This window comes from Candidatus Pantoea deserta, assembly GCF_003813865.1.
Taxonomy (GTDB): domain Bacteria; phylum Pseudomonadota; class Gammaproteobacteria; order Enterobacterales; family Enterobacteriaceae; genus Pantoea; species Pantoea deserta.
In genome coordinates this window covers 150,038-166,617 of sequence record NZ_RMVG01000011.1, presented here as the reverse complement: position 1 = coordinate 166,617, position 16,580 = coordinate 150,038, and the positions used below count along the sequence as shown (strand labels likewise).

Sequence of the window (16,580 nt, the reverse complement as noted above, 5' to 3'; positions counted from 1 at the left end):
GATTTTCTCCGGCGACTCAGCTGCCTGAGTCTCCTGAACACCGCGCCCCGTAAGCCGTTGTGCCGTGTCAGTGGAGGCGCATTATAGGGAGTTCTTCTCAGGTGACAAGGGCTAATTTCAACTTTTTTTCTGACCGCTTACTTTCCAGGCGATACGCTGAAAAATGCGGCGAAATCGGGGTGCTGAGCAAAAAAAACGGGCCCAGAAGGCCCGTTTCGCTATTGGTCAGTTACTGATGAGCGACAATTTCGCCCTCTTTAACATCCATTTCTATGGTTTTACCCGGTATCAGCTGTCCGGAAAGGATCTGCTGCGCCAGCGGATTTTCAATCTGCTGCTGTATCGCACGTTTCAGCGGGCGTGCGCCATACACGGGGTCGTAGCCGTTTTCGCCCAGCAGCTTCAGCGCCGCGTCGGAAATATGCAGCTGGTAGCCGCGCTCATCCAGACGCTTATAGAGTCGCTGTAGCTGAATCTGCGCGATAGAAGCAATATGCTGCTCGCCTAACGGATGGAATACCACCACCTCATCGATACGGTTTACAAACTCAGGACGGAAGTGATGGCCGACCACATTCATCACCACATCCTTCATTTCGGCATAGTTCAGCTCACCAAAGCGTTCCTGAATCAAATCGGAACCCAGGTTCGACGTCATAATGACAACCGTATTGCGGAAGTCGACGGTGCGACCTTGCCCATCGGTGAGGCGCCCATCGTCCAGCACCTGAAGCAGGATGTTAAACACATCCGGATGCGCCTTCTCTACCTCATCCAGCAGGATCACGGAGTAAGGACGACGGCGAACCGCTTCTGTCAGATAGCCGCCCTCTTCATAACCCACGTATCCCGGAGGCGCGCCAACCAGACGCGATACCGAATGTTTTTCCATAAATTCTGACATATCGATACGCACCATCGCGTCGTCGCTGTCAAAAAGGAAATTCGCCAGCGCTTTGCAAAGCTCGGTTTTACCCACGCCGGTCGGGCCAAGGAACAGGAACGACCCGATTGGGCGATTGGGATCCGACAGGCCTGCACGACTACGACGAATCGCGTTCGATACCGCTTCCACTGCTTCGTCCTGGCCGATAACGCGAGTATGCAGCTCTTGCTCCATACGCAGAAGCTTGTCGCGCTCGCCTTCCATCATGCGCGCCACCGGAATACCGGTCCAGCGCGCCAGCACATCGGCGATCTCTACATCGGTTACGCGGTTGCGCAGCAGCTTCATGGTTTTACCTTCAGACTGCGTAGCGGCTGCCAGCTGTTTTTCCAGCGCTGGAATTTTGCCATATTGCAGCTCAGACATTTGCGCCAGATCGCCAACGCGTCGCGCCTGTTCCAGCGACAAACGCGCCTGCTCCAGCTCCGCCTTGATGTTCTGAGTACCGGAGAGCGAGGCCTTTTCCGCTTTCCACTCCTCTTCCAGCTCTGCGTACTCGCGCTCTTTTTGGTCGAGTTCGGTCTCCAGCATTTCCAGACGCTTAATGCTGGCGTCGTCAGACTCTTTCTTCAACGCCTGCTGTTCCAGCTTCAGCTGAATAATGCGACGCTCAAGGCGATCCAGCGACTCCGGCTTAGAGTCGATCTGAAGACGAATGCTGGAAGCCGCCTCGTCGATCAGGTCGATAGCCTTATCCGGCAGCTGACGATCGGCAATATAGCGATGCGACAGAGTCGCTGCCGCGACAATCGCCGGGTCGGTGATCTGAACATGGTGATGCAACTCATAGCGCTCTTTCAGACCGCGCAGGATAGCGATAGTATCTTCAACGCTCGGCTCGGCAACATAGACTTTCTGGAAACGGCGCTCCAGCGCCGCGTCTTTCTCTATATACTGACGATACTCATCCAGCGTCGTTGCGCCGACGCAGTGCAGCTCGCCGCGCGCCAGCGCTGGCTTCAGCATATTGCCCGCATCCATCGCGCCATCGGCTTTACCGGCACCCACCATGGTGTGCAGCTCGTCGATAAACAGGATGACGTTGCCTTCCTGCTTAGCCAGATCGTTGAGTACGCCTTTTAAGCGCTCTTCAAACTCGCCGCGGTATTTGGCGCCCGCCACCAGCGCGCCCATATCCAGCGCCAGTACGCGGCGGCCTTTCAGCCCTTCCGGAACTTCGCCGTTGATAATGCGCTGCGCCAGACCTTCGACAATGGCGGTTTTACCCACGCCAGGCTCGCCGATCAGCACCGGGTTGTTTTTGGTTCGGCGTTGCAGCACCTGAATGGTGCGGCGAATCTCTTCATCGCGGCCAATCACCGGGTCAAGCTTGCCCTGCTCTGCGCGCTCAGTGAGATCGATGGTGTATTTCTTTAATGCCTGGCGCTGATCTTCAGCCCCTTGATCGTTCACGTTGTCTCCTCCACGCAGCTGGTCAATCGCTCGGGTAAGCTTGTCTGTGGTTGCACCGGCTGATTTAAGCAGGTCGGCCAGGGAACCGCGTGAATCAAGGGCAGCCAGAACAAAGAGTTCAGATGAAATAAAGTTATCGCCGCGCTTCTGCGCCAGCTTATCGCACAGGTTAAGCACGCGGACCAGATCGGCTGAAGGTTGCACATCCCCTTCGCTGCCTTCTACCTGAGGTAAACGGCTGATCGCCTGCTCGACGCCGTTGCGTAGAGAGGCCACATCGACACCTGCCGAGGCTAATAAAGGACGAACGGATCCGCCTTCCTGATTGAGCAGCGCGCTCATCAGATGCAGGGGTTCAATAAACTGGTTGTCATGTCCCAGAGCAAGGGACTGTGCGTCGGCAAGGGCCAGTTGGAATTTGTTGGTAAGACGATCCAGACGCATGATTCCTCCCATTACAGGTCAAAATGCTACTGGAGATTAAATGAGGTCATCCCTCAAATTTTCAAGGTTAATGACCTGTACCATGAGCAAAAAATCGGCTACTGGATCGTCTTGTGGCGTAAGGTTATCTCAGCCAAATTAAAGAAGCCATACGCCCGGTTGTTCCGTCGCGTCGGAAGGAGAAAAAATCGCCATCTTCATGAAAGGTGCAGCGACGGGTTACGCTTACCGATGTCACGCCTGCCGCCTGCAAGCGCTGCTGCGCAAGCAGCCAGATGTCAGCAAAATACTTTGCGCCAGTGGAACGAAACGCCTGCTGCGCGCGGGCATCCTTCACCATAAAAGCCGCGCGCACTTCGCTACCGACTTCAAAAGCGTCAGGGCCGATGGCCGGTCCGAGCCAGGCGTGTATCTGGCTGGCTGGCGAAGCGAACTGCGCCAGGGTGTTTTCCAGCACTCCGGCGCACAGGCCGCGCCAGCCAGCATGCGCTGCGGCGACCTCTTTGCCGTCATAAGAGCAAAACAGCACCGGCAGGCAATCCGCCGTCATCACCGCGCAAACAACGCCGGCATCAGAGGTGATACAGGCATCAGCCTGGAGCGCGTCCTCAGACGCGGCAGGCAGCCGAACCACTTCCGTACCGTGCACCTGCTCAAGCCAGCGCGGCATCTGCGGCAGGCTGGTCTCGTCCACCAGCCGTTGCCGGTTTGCAGCCACATGCGCCGGATCGTCGCCGACATGGCCGCCGAGGTTGAACGACGCCCAGGGAGCGACGCTCACCCCGCCGTGGCGCAGCGTGGAGCAGGCTCCAACGTTCGCGGGCGCGGGCCAGTCCGGCACAATGGAACTCATAGCCAGTCCAGCCGGTCGCGGAACTCTTCGGTATCCGCTTTTAATACGTCGATCAGGTCGACCATGTCCTGCGGCAGCGGCGCATGCCACTCCATTTCAATGCCGGTAATGGGATGGTAGAGGCGCAGCATCGTCGCATGCAGCGCCTGACGGTCAAACGCGCGCAGTGTCGCAATAAACTGTTCTGACGCCCCTTTCGGCGGACGCGGACGACCGCCATAGAGCGGATCCCCCACCAGCGGATGGTTAATATGCGACATATGCACACGAATCTGGTGGGTACGGCCGGTTTCAAGGCGCAAACGCAGGCGCGTATGGGCGCGGAAGTGCTCCATGATGCGGTAGTGCGTGACCGCAGGTTTTCCCATCGGGTGCACGGCCATATGGGTGCGTTTGGTTGAGTGGCGGCTGATAGGCTCTTCCACAGTGCCGCCCGCCGTCATAGTGCCAATCGCCACCGCTTCATACTCGCGGGTGATTTCTCGCAGCTGCAGCGTTTCGACCAGATGCGTTTGCGCCGGTACGGTTTTCGCGACCACCATCAAACCAGTGGTATCTTTATCCAGTCGATGCACGATGCCCGCGCGCGGTACGTCGGCAATCGCAGGATAATGGTAAAGCAGCGCGTTCAATACGGTGCCGTCTGGGTTACCGGCGCCGGGATGCACCACCAGATCGCGTGGCTTGTTGATCACCAGAATATCGTCATCTTCATAGACAATATTCAGCGCGATGTTTTGCGCTTCCCAGCGCTGCTCTTCTTCGATTTCTGCATTAATCGCGACCCGCTCGCCGCCCAGAACTTTCTCTTTGGGTTTGTCGACGATAACGTCGTTAACGCTGACGCGGCGGTCCAGAATCCATTCTTTTATGCGCGAGCGTGAATAATCAGGGAACAATTCCGCCAAAGTTTGATCTAAGCGTTGTCCCAGTTGCGCTTCGGAGACCGTTGCGGTGAGTTGAACTAGTTGTGCCATATACAGCTTCTTCGTTAACGTTGGGTTTTCACGGCGATGCCGTTTAATATAATGTGCTATCGTACCTGGTCATTACCGGGAGCTATACGGACAGCTTCCGCCATAACAAATTTGAGGATAACCATTTCGTCATGACGCGTATGAAATATCTGGTGGCTGCTGCCACACTGAGTCTGGCCCTTGTGGGTTGCTCCAGCTCAAAGGACACAGTACCGGACAGCCCGCCTTCCGAAATCTACGCTACTGCTCAGGAAAAGCTCCAGGACGGTAACTTTAAAGCGGCGATTAAGCAACTGGAAGCACTGGACAACCGTTATCCTTTTGGTCCTTATTCTCAGCAGGTACAGCTGGATTTGATCTATGCCTACTACAAAAATGCTGATTTGCCACTGGCGCAGGCCGCAATCGATCGTTTCATGCGTCTTAACCCGACCCATCCTAATATCGATTACGTCATCTATATGCGCGGCCTGACGGATATGGCGCTGGACGACTCTGCGCTACAGGGCTTTTTCGGCGTAGACCGTTCCGACCGCGATCCTACGCATGCCCGCGACGCCTTTCGTGACTTCGCACAGCTGTTACGCAACTACCCGAACAGCCAGTACGCGGCCGACGCGCAAAAACGCCAGGTCTACCTGAAAGATCGCCTGGCGAAATATGAACTCTCGGTGGCGCAATTCTATACTAAGCGCGAAGCCTATGTCGCGGTTGTTAACCGTGTAGAAGGTATGATGCGCGATTATCCAGACACGCAGGCAACCAGAGATGCGCTGCCGCTGATGGAAAACGCCTACCGGAATTTGCAGCTGAATGCCGAGGCCGATAAGGTAGCCAAAATTATCGCCGCCAATAGCGCCAGCTAATCTTCAGGCCGAAGAAATGAAAAAGCAGCCGCAAGGCTGCTTTTTTATGGGTGAAAAACAGACAATTTCTCAATTTCACCGCTGGGCTAACCTGCCTATCATGCGCCTCTGCCTGACCGGGTTCAAGCCCTTTTCGCCGACTTCTCGCCCTTTCTCGCAAATTACTGGCCTTGACAAAAAGTGACATTTTTTCGTGATCTACATCACACATTTTACCGCTGGGCACGTTATTCTGGACCTACCAAGACGGAAATGACAGAGAGGTAAAACTATGATTCTGAACATTACCAGCAAACAAATGGAAATCACCGCGGCTATCCGCGACCATGTCGAAGACCGTCTCGCCAAGCTGGAAAAATGGCAAGCTCATCTGATAAATCCGCACATCGTCCTGTCCAAAGCGCCAAAAGAATTTGTGGCTGACGCCACTATTAACACGCCAAACGGCACCCTGGTTGCCAGCGCTAAACACGAGGACATGTATACCGCGATCAATGACCTCATCGGCAAGCTAGAGCGCCAGCTGAACAAGGTTCAGCACAAGCCGGAGGCCCGTCGGGCAGCGACCAGCGTCAAAGCTTTCACGCCCGCAACCTGACACCCTGTTTTCACTAACGCGCCTGCGGGCGCGTTTTTTATTGACAGTCTTAAATCAGTGCGGGTACTCTCAGTTCAGCTTTTAAATGGACGCCAGCATGAAAAATCTACCGTTCTTCTTCGCTTTCTTTTTTACCTTCCCCTGACTGGGAGGCAATTCGTCGTGTGAAAAAGAAAGCGAAGACGAACAATAAAGCCTCCCAACCGGGAGGCTTTTTTTTTACTGAATAGCTTACAGGTGAGCCTAATGAATCCCGATAATCCTTTACTGGCGCTGCGCGACCAGATCAGCGCAGTAGATGAAAAGCTGTTGACGCTGCTGGCAGAGCGCCGCGCGCTGGCGGTGAAAGTTGCCGAAGCCAAACTATCCACGCACCGACCGATTCGAGACATCGAACGTGAGCGAGCGCTGCTGGAGCATTTAATTACGCTTGGGCAGAAACATCAGCTGGATGCGCATTACATCACCCGCCTGTTTCAGCAGATTATTGAGGATTCCGTCCTGACGCAGCAGGCTCTTTTGCAGAAAAACCTTAACCATGCGCATGCGCTGGCGGCCCGGATTGCGTTTCTCGGTCCGAAAGGCTCATACTCGCATCTGGCGGCGCGCCACTATGCCGCGCGCCACTTTGACAATATGGTTGAGATCGGCTGTCTGAAATTCCATGACATTATTCGCCAGGTCGAAAATGGTCAGGCTGACTACGCCGTTTTGCCGATTGAAAACACCAGCTCAGGCTCGATTAATGACGTTTACGATCTGCTACAGCAAACCAGCCTCTCCATTGTTGGCGAACTGACGCAGCCTATCGATCACTGTGTTCTGGTAACGGGCAACACCGACCTGCAACAGATTGAAACCGTCTACAGCCATCCACAGCCCTTCCAGCAGTGCAGCCAGTTTATTAGCCGTTTCCCACACTGGAAAATCGAATATACCGAGAGCACAGCCGCCGCAATGGAAAAAGTCGCGGCGTTAAATTCGCCGAAAGCCGCCGCCCTCGGCAGCGAAGCTGGCGGCGAGCTTTACCAGTTGCAGGTGCTGGAGCGCAATCTGGCAAATCAGCAGCAGAACCATACCCGCTTTATCGTGCTGGCGCGCAAAGCCATTGCCGTATCGGATCAGGTTCCCGCTAAAACCACGCTGCTGCTCGCAACCGGCCAGCAGGCGGGCGCGCTGGTTGAAGCGCTGCTGGTGCTGCGCCAGCATAATCTGGTTATGAGTAAGCTGGAATCGCGCCCCATTAACGGCAATCCCTGGGAAGAGATGTTTTATATCGACGTGCAGGGTAACCTGGAATCAGAGAGCATGCAGCAGGCGCTTCAGGAGCTAAAAGCTTTGACCCGTATGCTGAAGGTTCTGGGATGCTATCCCAGCGAAAATGTGGTTGCGGTAGAACCACGCAGCGAATAAAAAACGGCATCGCTACCGATGCCGTTTCGCTCACCGGGCCGATGTCCTTGCGTGTGACAGCGCCCGGTCGCTTTATAACTGCCAGCCTGACCCGCGACATTCTGATCGCGGGATGCTTTGTTGCTCGTCTGCTGGTCTTTACGCATTACCTGCGTCTGCGCCCTGACGACGGCCGGTTTTACTATGGACGGCTGTCGTTGGCGGAGCGCAGCAGGCTGCGGCTCTCCACCATAAAGCGTTTAGCGTGGTCGCCAAACCAGTGCTCTACCCGGTTGAAGCTGTCAATAAACGCCTGCTTGTCGCCCTGCTCCAGCAGAGTGATGGCCTCGCCAAAACGCTGGTAGTAACGTTTAATCAGCGACAAATTACTTTCTGAAGACATAATAATGTCCGCGTAAAGCTGAGGATCCTGAGCAAACAGGCGGCCTACCATCGCCAGCTCCAGTCGGTAAATCGGCGAGGAGAGCGCCAGCAACTGATCGAGGTTAACGTTCTCTTCCGCCAGATGCAGGCCATAGGCGAAGGTGGCGAAATGACGCAGCGCCTGAATAAAAGCCATGTTCTGGTCATGTTCAACCGCGCTGATACGATGCAGTCGCGCGCCCCATACCTGAATCTGTTCCAGGAACCACTGATAGGCTTCAGGCTGACGGCCATCGCACCAGACCACCACCTGCTTCGCCAGGCTGCCGCTGTCGGGACCAAACATCGGGTGCAGACCAAGCACGGGTCCGTTGTGGGCCGCCAGCATTGCCTGGAGCGGGCGATTCTTGACCGATGCCAGATCGACCAGAATGCAGTCTTCCGGCAGCGGCGGAAGCTGCGCGATAACCTGTTCCGTCAGATGAATCGGCACGCTGATAATTACCATGCCGGCATCGCTCAGCAGCGATGGCGCGCTATCCCAGTCATCTTTATCCAGCGATTTCACCTGATAGCCCGACAGCGTCAGCATACGCGCAAACAGGCTGCCCATCTGCCCTTTGCCCCCAACGATCACCACAGGGCGCAGCGCCGGATTAAGCGTTTTAAAGCCTTTATCGTTCTCGCTGGTATAGGACTCGCGCATCACGCGCCGCAGTATGTCTTCGATCAGATCGGGCGGAACGCCGAGCGCCTCGGCCTCTTTACGGCGCGAAGCCAGCATTGACGCCTCACGCTCAGGCACATAAATGGGCAGACCGTAACGGCTCTTAACTTCACCCACCTCCGCTACCAGCTCCAGCCGCTTCGCCAGCAGATCCAGTAACGCCTTATCGACAGTATCAATTTGATCGCGTAGCGCGGTCAGTTCAGCCACCATTGCTCATTACACCTCGTGTGACAGACGCGCCGACAGCACCCCTTGCAGATCCTGATGCATGTCGCGCAGCAGCGTTTCGGTACTCGCCCAGTTAATGCAGGCATCGGTAACGGAAACGCCATACTTCATTTCGCTGCGCGGCTGCTCGGATGATTGATTGCCTTCATTGATGTGGCTTTCCAGCATCAGGCCAATAATCGAGCGGTTGCCATCTTTAATCTGGGCGATCGCCGATTCGGCGACGCCGGGCTGGCGGCGGTAGTCTTTGTTAGAATTGCCATGGCTGCAATCTATCATCAAGGCCGGACGCAGTCCCGCTTTGAGCATCTCTTTTTCACACAGCGCCACGTCTTCCGGCCCGTAGTTAGGGGCTTTACCGCCGCGCAGAATGACATGGCCGTCCGGGTTGCCCTGCGTTTGCAGCAAACAGACCTGGCCCGCCTGGTTGATCCCCACGAAACGGTGCGGCATCGCAGCCGCGCGCATCGCGTTGATGGCTGTGCCCAGACTCCCGTCGGTGCCGTTCTTGAAACCTACAGGCATTGAAAGGCCGGACGCCATCTCACGGTGGGTTTGAGATTCCGTGGTGCGCGCGCCGATGGCCGACCAGCTGAACAGATCGCCGAGGTATTGCGGGCTGTTAGGATCGAGCGCCTCAGTAGCCAGCGGCAGTCCCATCTCCACCAGATTCACCAGCAGCTGACGCGCAATGTGCAGACCGGCTTCCATATCAAAGGAGTTATTCATATAGGGATCGTTGATCAACCCTTTCCAGCCGACGGTGGTGCGGGGTTTTTCAAAATAGACGCGCATAACGATATACAGCTGATCCTTCAACTGTTCAGAGAGATCTTTCAGGCGGCGAGCATAATCCAGAGCGGCTTCGGTGTCATGAATCGAACAGGGACCACACACCACCAGCAGACGCGGATCGCGGCCGGCGATAATGTCGGAAATGGTCTGGCGAGACGCAGCAATCTGCGCTTCCTGCTGGGCATTCAGCGGGAATTTCGCTTTAAGCTCTTCCGGGGTAATCAAAATCTGTTCATCAGCAATATGGACATTGTTCAGCGCGTCTTTTTGCATGGCTACGATCCTTTTTTCCTCGTTATGCGGTTAGTGATCCTCTGAAAGGATGAGGCACACTTTACCACAGGACGTAAAACAAGCAATCCATGCCTGTACACTTTTATTACCATAAAAATATCACGCGCCGGAAAACCTATAAAAATATGTTAAAATCCAACAATATAAATAATAATAGCAGGCAAGGAGCCTCACCAAGAGTGTAAACTAATAATTACAAAAAGCTTTTATCCCTTCTTTCTTCTCACCTGATAAGCTGAATAAAAATTCTTTGTGATCAGGTTGTTTATGTCTCGCTTATCTCATCTGGTTCAGCTCCGTCCTTTCACTGATACAGACATTCCTGCTTTCACCGAAGCCGTCAATGCCTCGCTGGATACCCTGCTGCCCTGGATGACCTGGGCGCATGCCGACTATCAGGCAGAAGAAGCGGCCAGCTGGATCGCCTTCACACAGCAGCAAAGAGCGAGGGGAGAAGCAGAAGAGTTTGTCATTGTGGATCATCAGGATCGCCTGCTGGGCGGCGCAGGGATACGTTTTGCCCGCCAGCCTGGGCAATTTGCCGCCCTGGGATACTGGGTGCGCAGCGATGCGCAGCGTAAGGGCGTGGCCAGCCGTGCAGTGACGCTTTTGCTTGAGACGGGATTTGCGCGACCGGACATCGACAGAATTGAAATTCTTGCAGCGGAAAATAATGCGGCCAGCCGCGCGGTAGCTGAACGATGCGGCGCGCGTTTCATCGATATGCGCTACGGCTTAATTATTCTGGAGAGCGGCCCGGTGAATACGGCTATCTACCATGTTCATCGACCCTGAAATTCGGGCGTAAAAAAGGGGCTGGCATTACGCCAACCCCTTGTTTGCTATTAACTTTTAGATGTCGCGTTAGCGATACCTTAGTTAAGACGCTCTTTGATACGAGCTGACTTACCAGTACGCTCACGCAGGTAGTACAGTTTGGCTTTACGCACAGCACCACGGCGTTTAACAGAAATGCTGTCGATGACCGGAGAGTGAGTCTGGAAGACACGCTCAACGCCTTCGCCGTTAGAAATCTTACGAACAGTGAATGCAGAGTGCAGACCGCGGTTACGGATAGCGATAACCACGCCCTCGAATGCCTGCAGACGTTTCTTAGAACCTTCAACGACCCATACTTTCACTTCCACGGAATCACCCGGGCGGAAGGAAGGTACGTCCTGTTTCATCTGCTCTTGTTCAAGTTGCTTGATAATGTTGCTCATAATTAAATCTCTTATCCTGGGTAAACTGATAGTCGCGGGAGATTACTCAACCGCCTCATCGTTTTGTTGCTGATGTTCCAGCTGGAACGCTTTCAACAACCTTGCTTGCTCTTCAGTCAGAGCCAGGTTTTCCAGAAGTTCAGGTCTTCTTAACCAGGTCCGGCCCAGCGACTGTTTCAGGCGCCAGCGGCGAATCTCTGCATGGTTGCCGGACAGTAATACTGCCGGTACATCCATGCCTTCCAGCACTTCAGGTCGAGTATAGTGCGGGCAGTCCAGCAAACCCTCCGAGAACGAATCCTCATCGGCCGACGCCTGTTTGCCCAGTACGCCAGGAATTAACCGGGCGACGGAGTCAATCATCGTCATTGCTGGCAGCTCACCGCCGCTGAGTACGTAATCGCCAATTGACCATTCTTCGTCAATTTCGGTCTGAATCACGCGCTCATCAATACCTTCATAGCGACCGCAAACCAGAATTAACTTCTGCTGCGTCGCCAGTTCGCAAACGCCCTGTTGGTCGAGTTTGCGCCCCTGAGGTGACAGATAGATCACCCTGGCCCCTTCTCCCGCCGCCGCTTTCGCTGCGTGGATTGCATCCCGTAAGGGCTGCACCATCATCAGCATTCCCGGTCCGCCGCCGTATGGACGATCGTCCACCGTACGGTGCCGGTCGTGAGCGAAGTCGCGAGGACTCCAGCTCTCGATGCTGAGCAGGCCATTCTTTACTGCCCGGCCAGTTACCCCGTAATCGGTAATAGCGCGAAACATCTCTGGAAACAGGCTAATAACACCAATCCACATCGTTGTCGCCGTTACGTTACCTTGCGATTCGGAGATCAAAAACCAGGATCCCAGTCTACTTCAATGACGCCAGTAGCGAGATCGACTTTCTTGATAACCTGTTCATCAAGAAACGGTATTAACCGCTCCTTCACACCGAATGCATCTTTCAGGTTTGCCTTTACGACGAGAACGTCGTTCGAGCCGGTTTCCATCAAATCAATGACTTTGCCCATCTCGTAACCGTCAACATTAACCACCTGACAGCCCATAAGGTCTTTCCAGTAGTAGTCGCCGTCGTTCAGTTCCGGCAGCTGCGCTGAGTCAACCGTGATTTCGCAATTGGTCAACTGGGTCGCCGCGTCCCGATCGTCAATGCCTTTGACTTTGATGATCAGGTCCTGATTGTGATGCCGCCAACTTTCCAGTTCAATCTGCTGCCATTTACCGGCGCGCTGAATAAACCAGGGTTGGTAGTCAAAGATACTTTCGGCCGCATCGGTGGAGGAAAACACTTTGAGCCAGCCACGAATGCCGTATGCTCCGCCCATTTTGCCCAGAACAAGGGGCTTAACAGGAGGTTTTGCGGCAGGTTCTTTGCTCATGCTCACCACCGTGACAGATTAAGCTGCTTTTTTTGCTTCTTTGATCAGCGCGTTAACGCGATCGGAAAGCGTTGCGCCCTGGCCAACCCAGTGCTCGATGCGGTCCAGATCCAGACGCAGCGTTTCAGCCTGACCAGATGCGATCGGGTTGAAGAAGCCTACGCGCTCGATGAAACGACCGTTACGTGCATTGCGGCTGTCAGTAACGACGACCTGATAGAACGGACGCTTTTTCGCGCCGTGACGTGCCAAACGAATTGTTACCATAACATCCTCTTAAGTTAATAAAACAACCGGGCCCCATCGAGGAACGGGGCCCGGGTGCTGTATAAAAAGCCCGAAAATTTTACTCATTTCGGCGCAAAAAGCAACCTGCGAGCGCAACCTTTCGGGCTTTTATTGCCGAACGACTTAGCGTCCGGGGAATCCTGGCGGCATCATGCCTTTCATACTGCGCATCATTTTCGCCATACCGCCCTTCTTCATTTTCTTCATCATGCGCTGCATGTCGTCAAACTGCTTAAGCAGACGGTTGACGTCCTGCACCTGCATGCCAGAGCCAACGGCGATACGACGCTTGCGTGAGCCTTTGATAATTTCAGGCTTCTCACGCTCTTTACGCGTCATGGAGTTGATGATCGCTTCCATGCGCACCAGCACTTTGTCGTCCATCTGAGACTTAACGTTATCCGGCAGCTGACCCATGCCCGGCAGTTTGCCCATCAGGCTCGCCATGCCGCCCATGTTGCGCATCTGCTTAAGCTGCTCAAGGAAGTCATTCAGGTCGAAACCGTCGCCGGTTTTTAGTTTCTTCGCCAGCTTTTCAGCCTGCTCGCGATCGACTTTGCTTTCGATGTCTTCAATCAGCGAAAGCACATCGCCCATACCGAGAATGCGGGAGGCGATACGATCCGGATAGAACGGCTCCAGCGCCTCGGTTTTCTCGCCGACGCCCATAAACTTGATAGGCTTGCCGGTGATATGACGAATCGACAGCGCCGCGCCGCCGCGCGCATCGCCATCCACTTTGGTCAGGATAACGCCGGTCAGCGGCAAGGCTTCGTTAAAGGCTTTCGCCGTGTTCGCCGCATCCTGGCCGGTCATGGCGTCAACGACAAACAGGGTTTCTACCGGATTAATCGCGGCATGCACCTGTTTGATCTCGTCCATCATCGCTTCGTCAACGTGCAAACGGCCCGCGGTATCCACCAGCAGCACGTCATAGAATTGCAGCTTCGCTTCTTTCAGCGCGTTTTTAACGATGTCGACCGGCTTCTGGCTGAGGTCGGACGGGCAGAAATCGACGCCTACCTGCTGCGCCAGCGTTTCCAGCTGTTTAATCGCCGCCGGGCGATAAACGTCAGCGGAAACCACCAGCACTTTTTTCTTGTGCTTTTCGCGCAAGAATTTACCCAGTTTGCCGACGCTGGTCGTTTTACCCGCACCCTGCAAGCCCGCCATCAACACCACGGCCGGCGGCTGCGCGGCCAGGTTCAGCGCGTTGTTCTCCGCGCCCATCGCCGCAACCAGTTCGTTGCGAACGATTTTGATGAACTCCTGACCCGGCGTCAGGCTTTTGTTAACGTCCTGACCGACCGCGCTCTCTTTAACGCGGTTGATGAACTCACGCACCACCGGCAGCGCGACGTCGGCTTCCAGCAGCGCCATGCGCACTTCGCGCAGCGTGTCCTTGATGTTGTCTTCGGTCAGCCTTCCGCGGCCGCTGATATTGCGCAGGGTTTGCGACAAACGATCGGTTAAATTATCAAACATTGTCTCTCACTCAAAAAAATCGCGAGGCGCCTGACAGGCACAATGTGGCGGATTATAACACGAAGCGAAAACGATCTCTGCAATTGCGCCTCAGATCGGTTGGAGGCGGCTTCCGCTGGCGCTATACTGCCCTTTTCCTTTATCTGACTGACCTGTAAGGATCTATGTCCGTTTTCTCGCTCCTGGCGCTGTTTGCCTACTCTCTGAGTCTTGCACTGATCATTCCCAGCCTGTTGAAACGCAACAGCGGATGGCGGCGAATGGCGGTGCTTTCCGCCTGCGTCGCGCTGGTCGCGCACGCCGTGGCGCTACAGCAGCGGATTTTTGCCGTCGACAGCGGGCAGAACCTCAGCCTGCTCAATATCGGCTCGCTGGTCAGCCTGCTTATCTGCGCCATTATGACTATTGTGGCGTCGCGCAATCGTGGCTGGCTGCTGTTGCCGATCGTCTACAGCTTTGCGCTGATTAACCTGGCGTTCGCTACCTTTGTGCCGAATGCGTTTATCACCCATCTTGAAACCACGCCGGGAATGATGATCCACATCGGCCTGTCGCTGTTTGCCTATGCGACCCTGATTATCGCCGCGCTTTATGCGCTACAGCTGGCGTGGATCGACTATCAGTTGAAAAACAAAAAGCTGGCCTTTACGCAGGATATGCCGCCGCTGCTGAGCATTGAGCGCAAAATGTTTCATATTACCCAGGTGGGCGTGGTGCTGCTGACGCTGGTGCTGTGTACCGGGCTGTTTTACATGCACAACCTGTTCAGCGCTGAAAATGTTGATAAAGCGGTCCTGTCAATTCTTGCCTGGTTCGTCTATATCGTACTGCTCTGGGGACACTATCGTGAAGGCTGGCGCGGTCGTCGGGTAGTGTGGTTTAACTGTGGCGGCGCTCTGCTGCTGACCATGGCCTATTTCGGCAGCCGTGTCTTACAGCACCTGCTTACTCACTCGTCTTAATCAAAAGGAAGTTCTGCGTTGGAACAGGTTTCAACCACCACTCTGATCATTATTTTAGTCGTGATGGTACTGGTTTCCGCCTGGTTCGCCGGGTCGGAAACCGGCATGATGACGCTCAACCGCTATAAGCTGCGCCATCAGGCGAAAAATGGCAGTCGCGCGGCGCGTCGGGTGGAAAAACTCCTGCGTCGCCCCGATCGTCTGCTCAGCTTAGTGCTGATTGGGAATAACCTGGTCAATATTCTGGCCTCCGCGCTGGCCACGATTGTCGGGATGCGTCTGCACGGCGATGAAGGCGTCGCGATTGCCACCGGCATCCTCACCTTTGTAGTGCTGGTGTTTGCTGAAGTGCTGCCGAAAACCGTAGCGGCGCTCTATCCGGAGCGGGTCGCCTTTCCCAGCAGCCTGCTGCTCGGTCCGCTGCAAATCATTATGTCGCCGCTGGTCTGGCTGCTTAATACCATTACGCGCCTTCTGATGCGTATGGTCGGCATCAAAACCGAGAGCGCAACCAGCGCCGCGCTGAGCAAAGAAGAGCTGCGCACCATTGTTTATGAGTCGCGTAGCCTGATGTCGCGGCGTAATCAGGATATGCTGCTGTCGGTGCTGGATCTGGAAAAGGTGAGCGTCGATGACATTATGGTGCCGCGCAATGAGATCGTCGGTATCAATATCAACGATGACTGGAAGTCGGTGATGCGCCAGCTCAGCCATTCGCCGCACGGCCGTATTGTGCTGTTCCGCGATTCGCTCGACGACTGCGTCGGCATGCTGCGCGTACGCGAAGCCTGGCGCACCATGACCGAGAAAAAAGAGTTTAATAAAGAGACGCTGCTGCGCGCCGCTGATGAGATCTATTACGTGCCGGAGGGAACGCCGCTAAATATTCAGCTGGTGAAATTTCAGCGCAACAAGAAGAAAGTCGGTCTGGTCGTGGACGAATATGGCGACATCAAGGGTCTGGTCACCATCGAAGATATTCTTGAAGAGATTGTCGGTGACTTTACCACCTCTATGTCGCCTACGCTGGCGGAAGAGGTAATGCCGCAGAATGACGGTTCGGTGCTGGTTGAAGGCAGCGCCAACGTGCGCGAAATCAACAAGGCCTTTAACTGGCATCTGCCGGAGCAGGAAGCGCGCACCATCAACGGCATGCTGCTGGAAGCGCTGGAGGAGATCCCGGAGATCAATACCCGCGTTGAAGTCTCCAATTACGCTGTTGATATTCTGGATGTGCAGGACAACATGGTGAAGCAGGTGCGCATTACGCCAAAGACGCCGCTAAAAACGTCCGTCGGCTCCTGACGCCCGCCC

18 protein-coding genes and 1 other annotated feature are annotated in these 16,580 nt (G+C 54.9%); of the genes, 8 read left to right on the top strand and 10 right to left on the bottom strand.

Annotated features, from left to right (window positions below; genetic code table 11):
• Window positions 1–229: 229 nt before the first annotated feature.
• The 3 genes from clpB to rluD form a co-directional block, all read right to left on the bottom strand.
• Window positions 230–2,803: an ATP-dependent chaperone ClpB gene (gene clpB / locus BBB56_RS14910; protein WP_123801727.1), complete on the bottom strand. Its 2,574-nt coding sequence runs from the start codon at window positions 2,801–2,803 to the stop codon at window positions 230–232.
• Window positions 2,804–2,927: 124 nt separating this feature from the next.
• A complete protein-coding gene (yfiH, locus tag BBB56_RS14905; protein ID WP_123801726.1) occupies window positions 2,928–3,656 on the bottom strand; it encodes a purine nucleoside phosphorylase YfiH in 729 nt (242 codons plus the stop codon).
• On the bottom strand, window positions 3,653–4,633 hold the full coding sequence (rluD, locus tag BBB56_RS14900; RefSeq protein ID WP_123801725.1) for a 23S rRNA pseudouridine(1911/1915/1917) synthase RluD: 981 nt from the start codon (window positions 4,631–4,633) through the stop codon (window positions 3,653–3,655). Before rluD ends, yfiH begins: the two co-directional genes overlap by 4 nt.
• A gap of 131 nt (window positions 4,634–4,764) precedes the next feature.
• Between rluD and bamD the strand changes: the two genes are divergently transcribed.
• The 5 genes from bamD (at window position 4,765) to pheA (ending at window position 7,510) form a co-directional block, all read left to right on the top strand.
• Window positions 4,765–5,499, top strand: a complete 735-nt coding sequence (gene bamD, locus BBB56_RS14895; RefSeq protein WP_123801724.1) for an outer membrane protein assembly factor BamD — start codon at window positions 4,765–4,767, stop codon at window positions 5,497–5,499.
• 16 nt (window positions 5,500–5,515) lie between these two features.
• The gene (locus tag BBB56_RS23500; RefSeq protein ID WP_158673938.1) at window positions 5,516–5,683 is read left to right on the top strand and encodes a hypothetical protein; all 168 of its coding nucleotides are present in this window, start codon (window positions 5,516–5,518) and stop codon (window positions 5,681–5,683) included.
• An 87-nt stretch (window positions 5,684–5,770) separates the two neighbouring features.
• Entirely contained in the window at window positions 5,771–6,097 is a 327-nt protein-coding gene (gene raiA, locus BBB56_RS14890) for a ribosome-associated translation inhibitor RaiA (protein WP_123801723.1), read from the top strand.
• Window positions 6,098–6,193: 96 nt separating this feature from the next.
• Window positions 6,194–6,318 (top strand) — a sequence feature (Phe leader region).
• Window positions 6,195–6,242, top strand: a complete 48-nt coding sequence (gene pheL / locus BBB56_RS14885; RefSeq protein WP_123801731.1) for a pheA operon leader peptide PheL — start codon at window positions 6,195–6,197, stop codon at window positions 6,240–6,242. (Overlaps the previous feature by 48 nt.)
• A gap of 25 nt (window positions 6,319–6,343) precedes the next feature.
• The gene (gene pheA, locus BBB56_RS14880) at window positions 6,344–7,510 is read left to right on the top strand and encodes a bifunctional chorismate mutase/prephenate dehydratase (protein ID WP_123801722.1); all 1,167 of its coding nucleotides are present in this window, start codon (window positions 6,344–6,346) and stop codon (window positions 7,508–7,510) included.
• 181 nt (window positions 7,511–7,691) lie between these two features.
• Here pheA and tyrA read toward each other — a convergent pair whose 3' ends face one another.
• Together tyrA and BBB56_RS14870 are read right to left on the bottom strand one after the other, a co-directional pair.
• Entirely contained in the window at window positions 7,692–8,813 is a 1,122-nt protein-coding gene (tyrA, locus tag BBB56_RS14875) for a bifunctional chorismate mutase/prephenate dehydrogenase (protein ID WP_123801721.1), read from the bottom strand.
• A gap of 6 nt (window positions 8,814–8,819) precedes the next feature.
• Window positions 8,820–9,899, bottom strand: coding sequence for a 3-deoxy-7-phosphoheptulonate synthase (locus tag BBB56_RS14870; RefSeq protein ID WP_123801720.1), 1,080 nt, complete (start codon window positions 9,897–9,899; stop codon window positions 8,820–8,822).
• A gap of 288 nt (window positions 9,900–10,187) precedes the next feature.
• Here BBB56_RS14870 and BBB56_RS14865 point away from each other — a divergent pair, with 288 nt between their 5' ends.
• Window positions 10,188–10,715 carry a GNAT family N-acetyltransferase gene (locus tag BBB56_RS14865; RefSeq protein ID WP_123801719.1) on the top strand — a complete coding sequence of 176 codons (528 nt, stop codon included), beginning with the start codon at window positions 10,188–10,190 and terminating at the stop codon, window positions 10,713–10,715.
• 80 nt (window positions 10,716–10,795) lie between these two features.
• On the opposite strand, the gene rplS is transcribed toward BBB56_RS14865, so the two are convergent.
• The 5 genes from rplS to ffh form a co-directional block, all read right to left on the bottom strand.
• Window positions 10,796–11,143 carry a 50S ribosomal protein L19 gene (rplS, locus tag BBB56_RS14860; protein WP_123801718.1) on the bottom strand — a complete coding sequence of 116 codons (348 nt, stop codon included), beginning with the start codon at window positions 11,141–11,143 and terminating at the stop codon, window positions 10,796–10,798.
• Between the two features lie 42 nt (window positions 11,144–11,185).
• Entirely contained in the window at window positions 11,186–11,947 is a 762-nt protein-coding gene (gene trmD / locus BBB56_RS14855; protein WP_123801717.1) for a tRNA (guanosine(37)-N1)-methyltransferase TrmD, read from the bottom strand.
• Window positions 11,948–11,982: 35 nt separating this feature from the next.
• Window positions 11,983–12,531: a ribosome maturation factor RimM gene (rimM, locus tag BBB56_RS14850; protein WP_123801716.1), complete on the bottom strand. Its 549-nt coding sequence runs from the start codon at window positions 12,529–12,531 to the stop codon at window positions 11,983–11,985.
• Window positions 12,532–12,549: 18 nt separating this feature from the next.
• Window positions 12,550–12,798: a 30S ribosomal protein S16 gene (rpsP, locus tag BBB56_RS14845; protein ID WP_038624540.1), complete on the bottom strand. Its 249-nt coding sequence runs from the start codon at window positions 12,796–12,798 to the stop codon at window positions 12,550–12,552.
• Between the two features lie 144 nt (window positions 12,799–12,942).
• Window positions 12,943–14,304, bottom strand: a complete 1,362-nt coding sequence (gene ffh / locus BBB56_RS14840; protein WP_123801715.1) for a signal recognition particle protein — start codon at window positions 14,302–14,304, stop codon at window positions 12,943–12,945.
• Between the two features lie 164 nt (window positions 14,305–14,468).
• Here ffh and BBB56_RS14835 point away from each other — a divergent pair, with 164 nt between their 5' ends.
• Together BBB56_RS14835 and BBB56_RS14830 are read left to right on the top strand one after the other, a co-directional pair.
• Window positions 14,469–15,266 carry a cytochrome C assembly family protein gene (locus tag BBB56_RS14835; protein WP_123801714.1) on the top strand — a complete coding sequence of 266 codons (798 nt, stop codon included), beginning with the start codon at window positions 14,469–14,471 and terminating at the stop codon, window positions 15,264–15,266.
• An 18-nt stretch (window positions 15,267–15,284) separates the two neighbouring features.
• Entirely contained in the window at window positions 15,285–16,571 is a 1,287-nt protein-coding gene (locus tag BBB56_RS14830; protein WP_123801713.1) for an HlyC/CorC family transporter, read from the top strand.
• Window positions 16,572–16,580 lie beyond the last annotated feature (9 nt).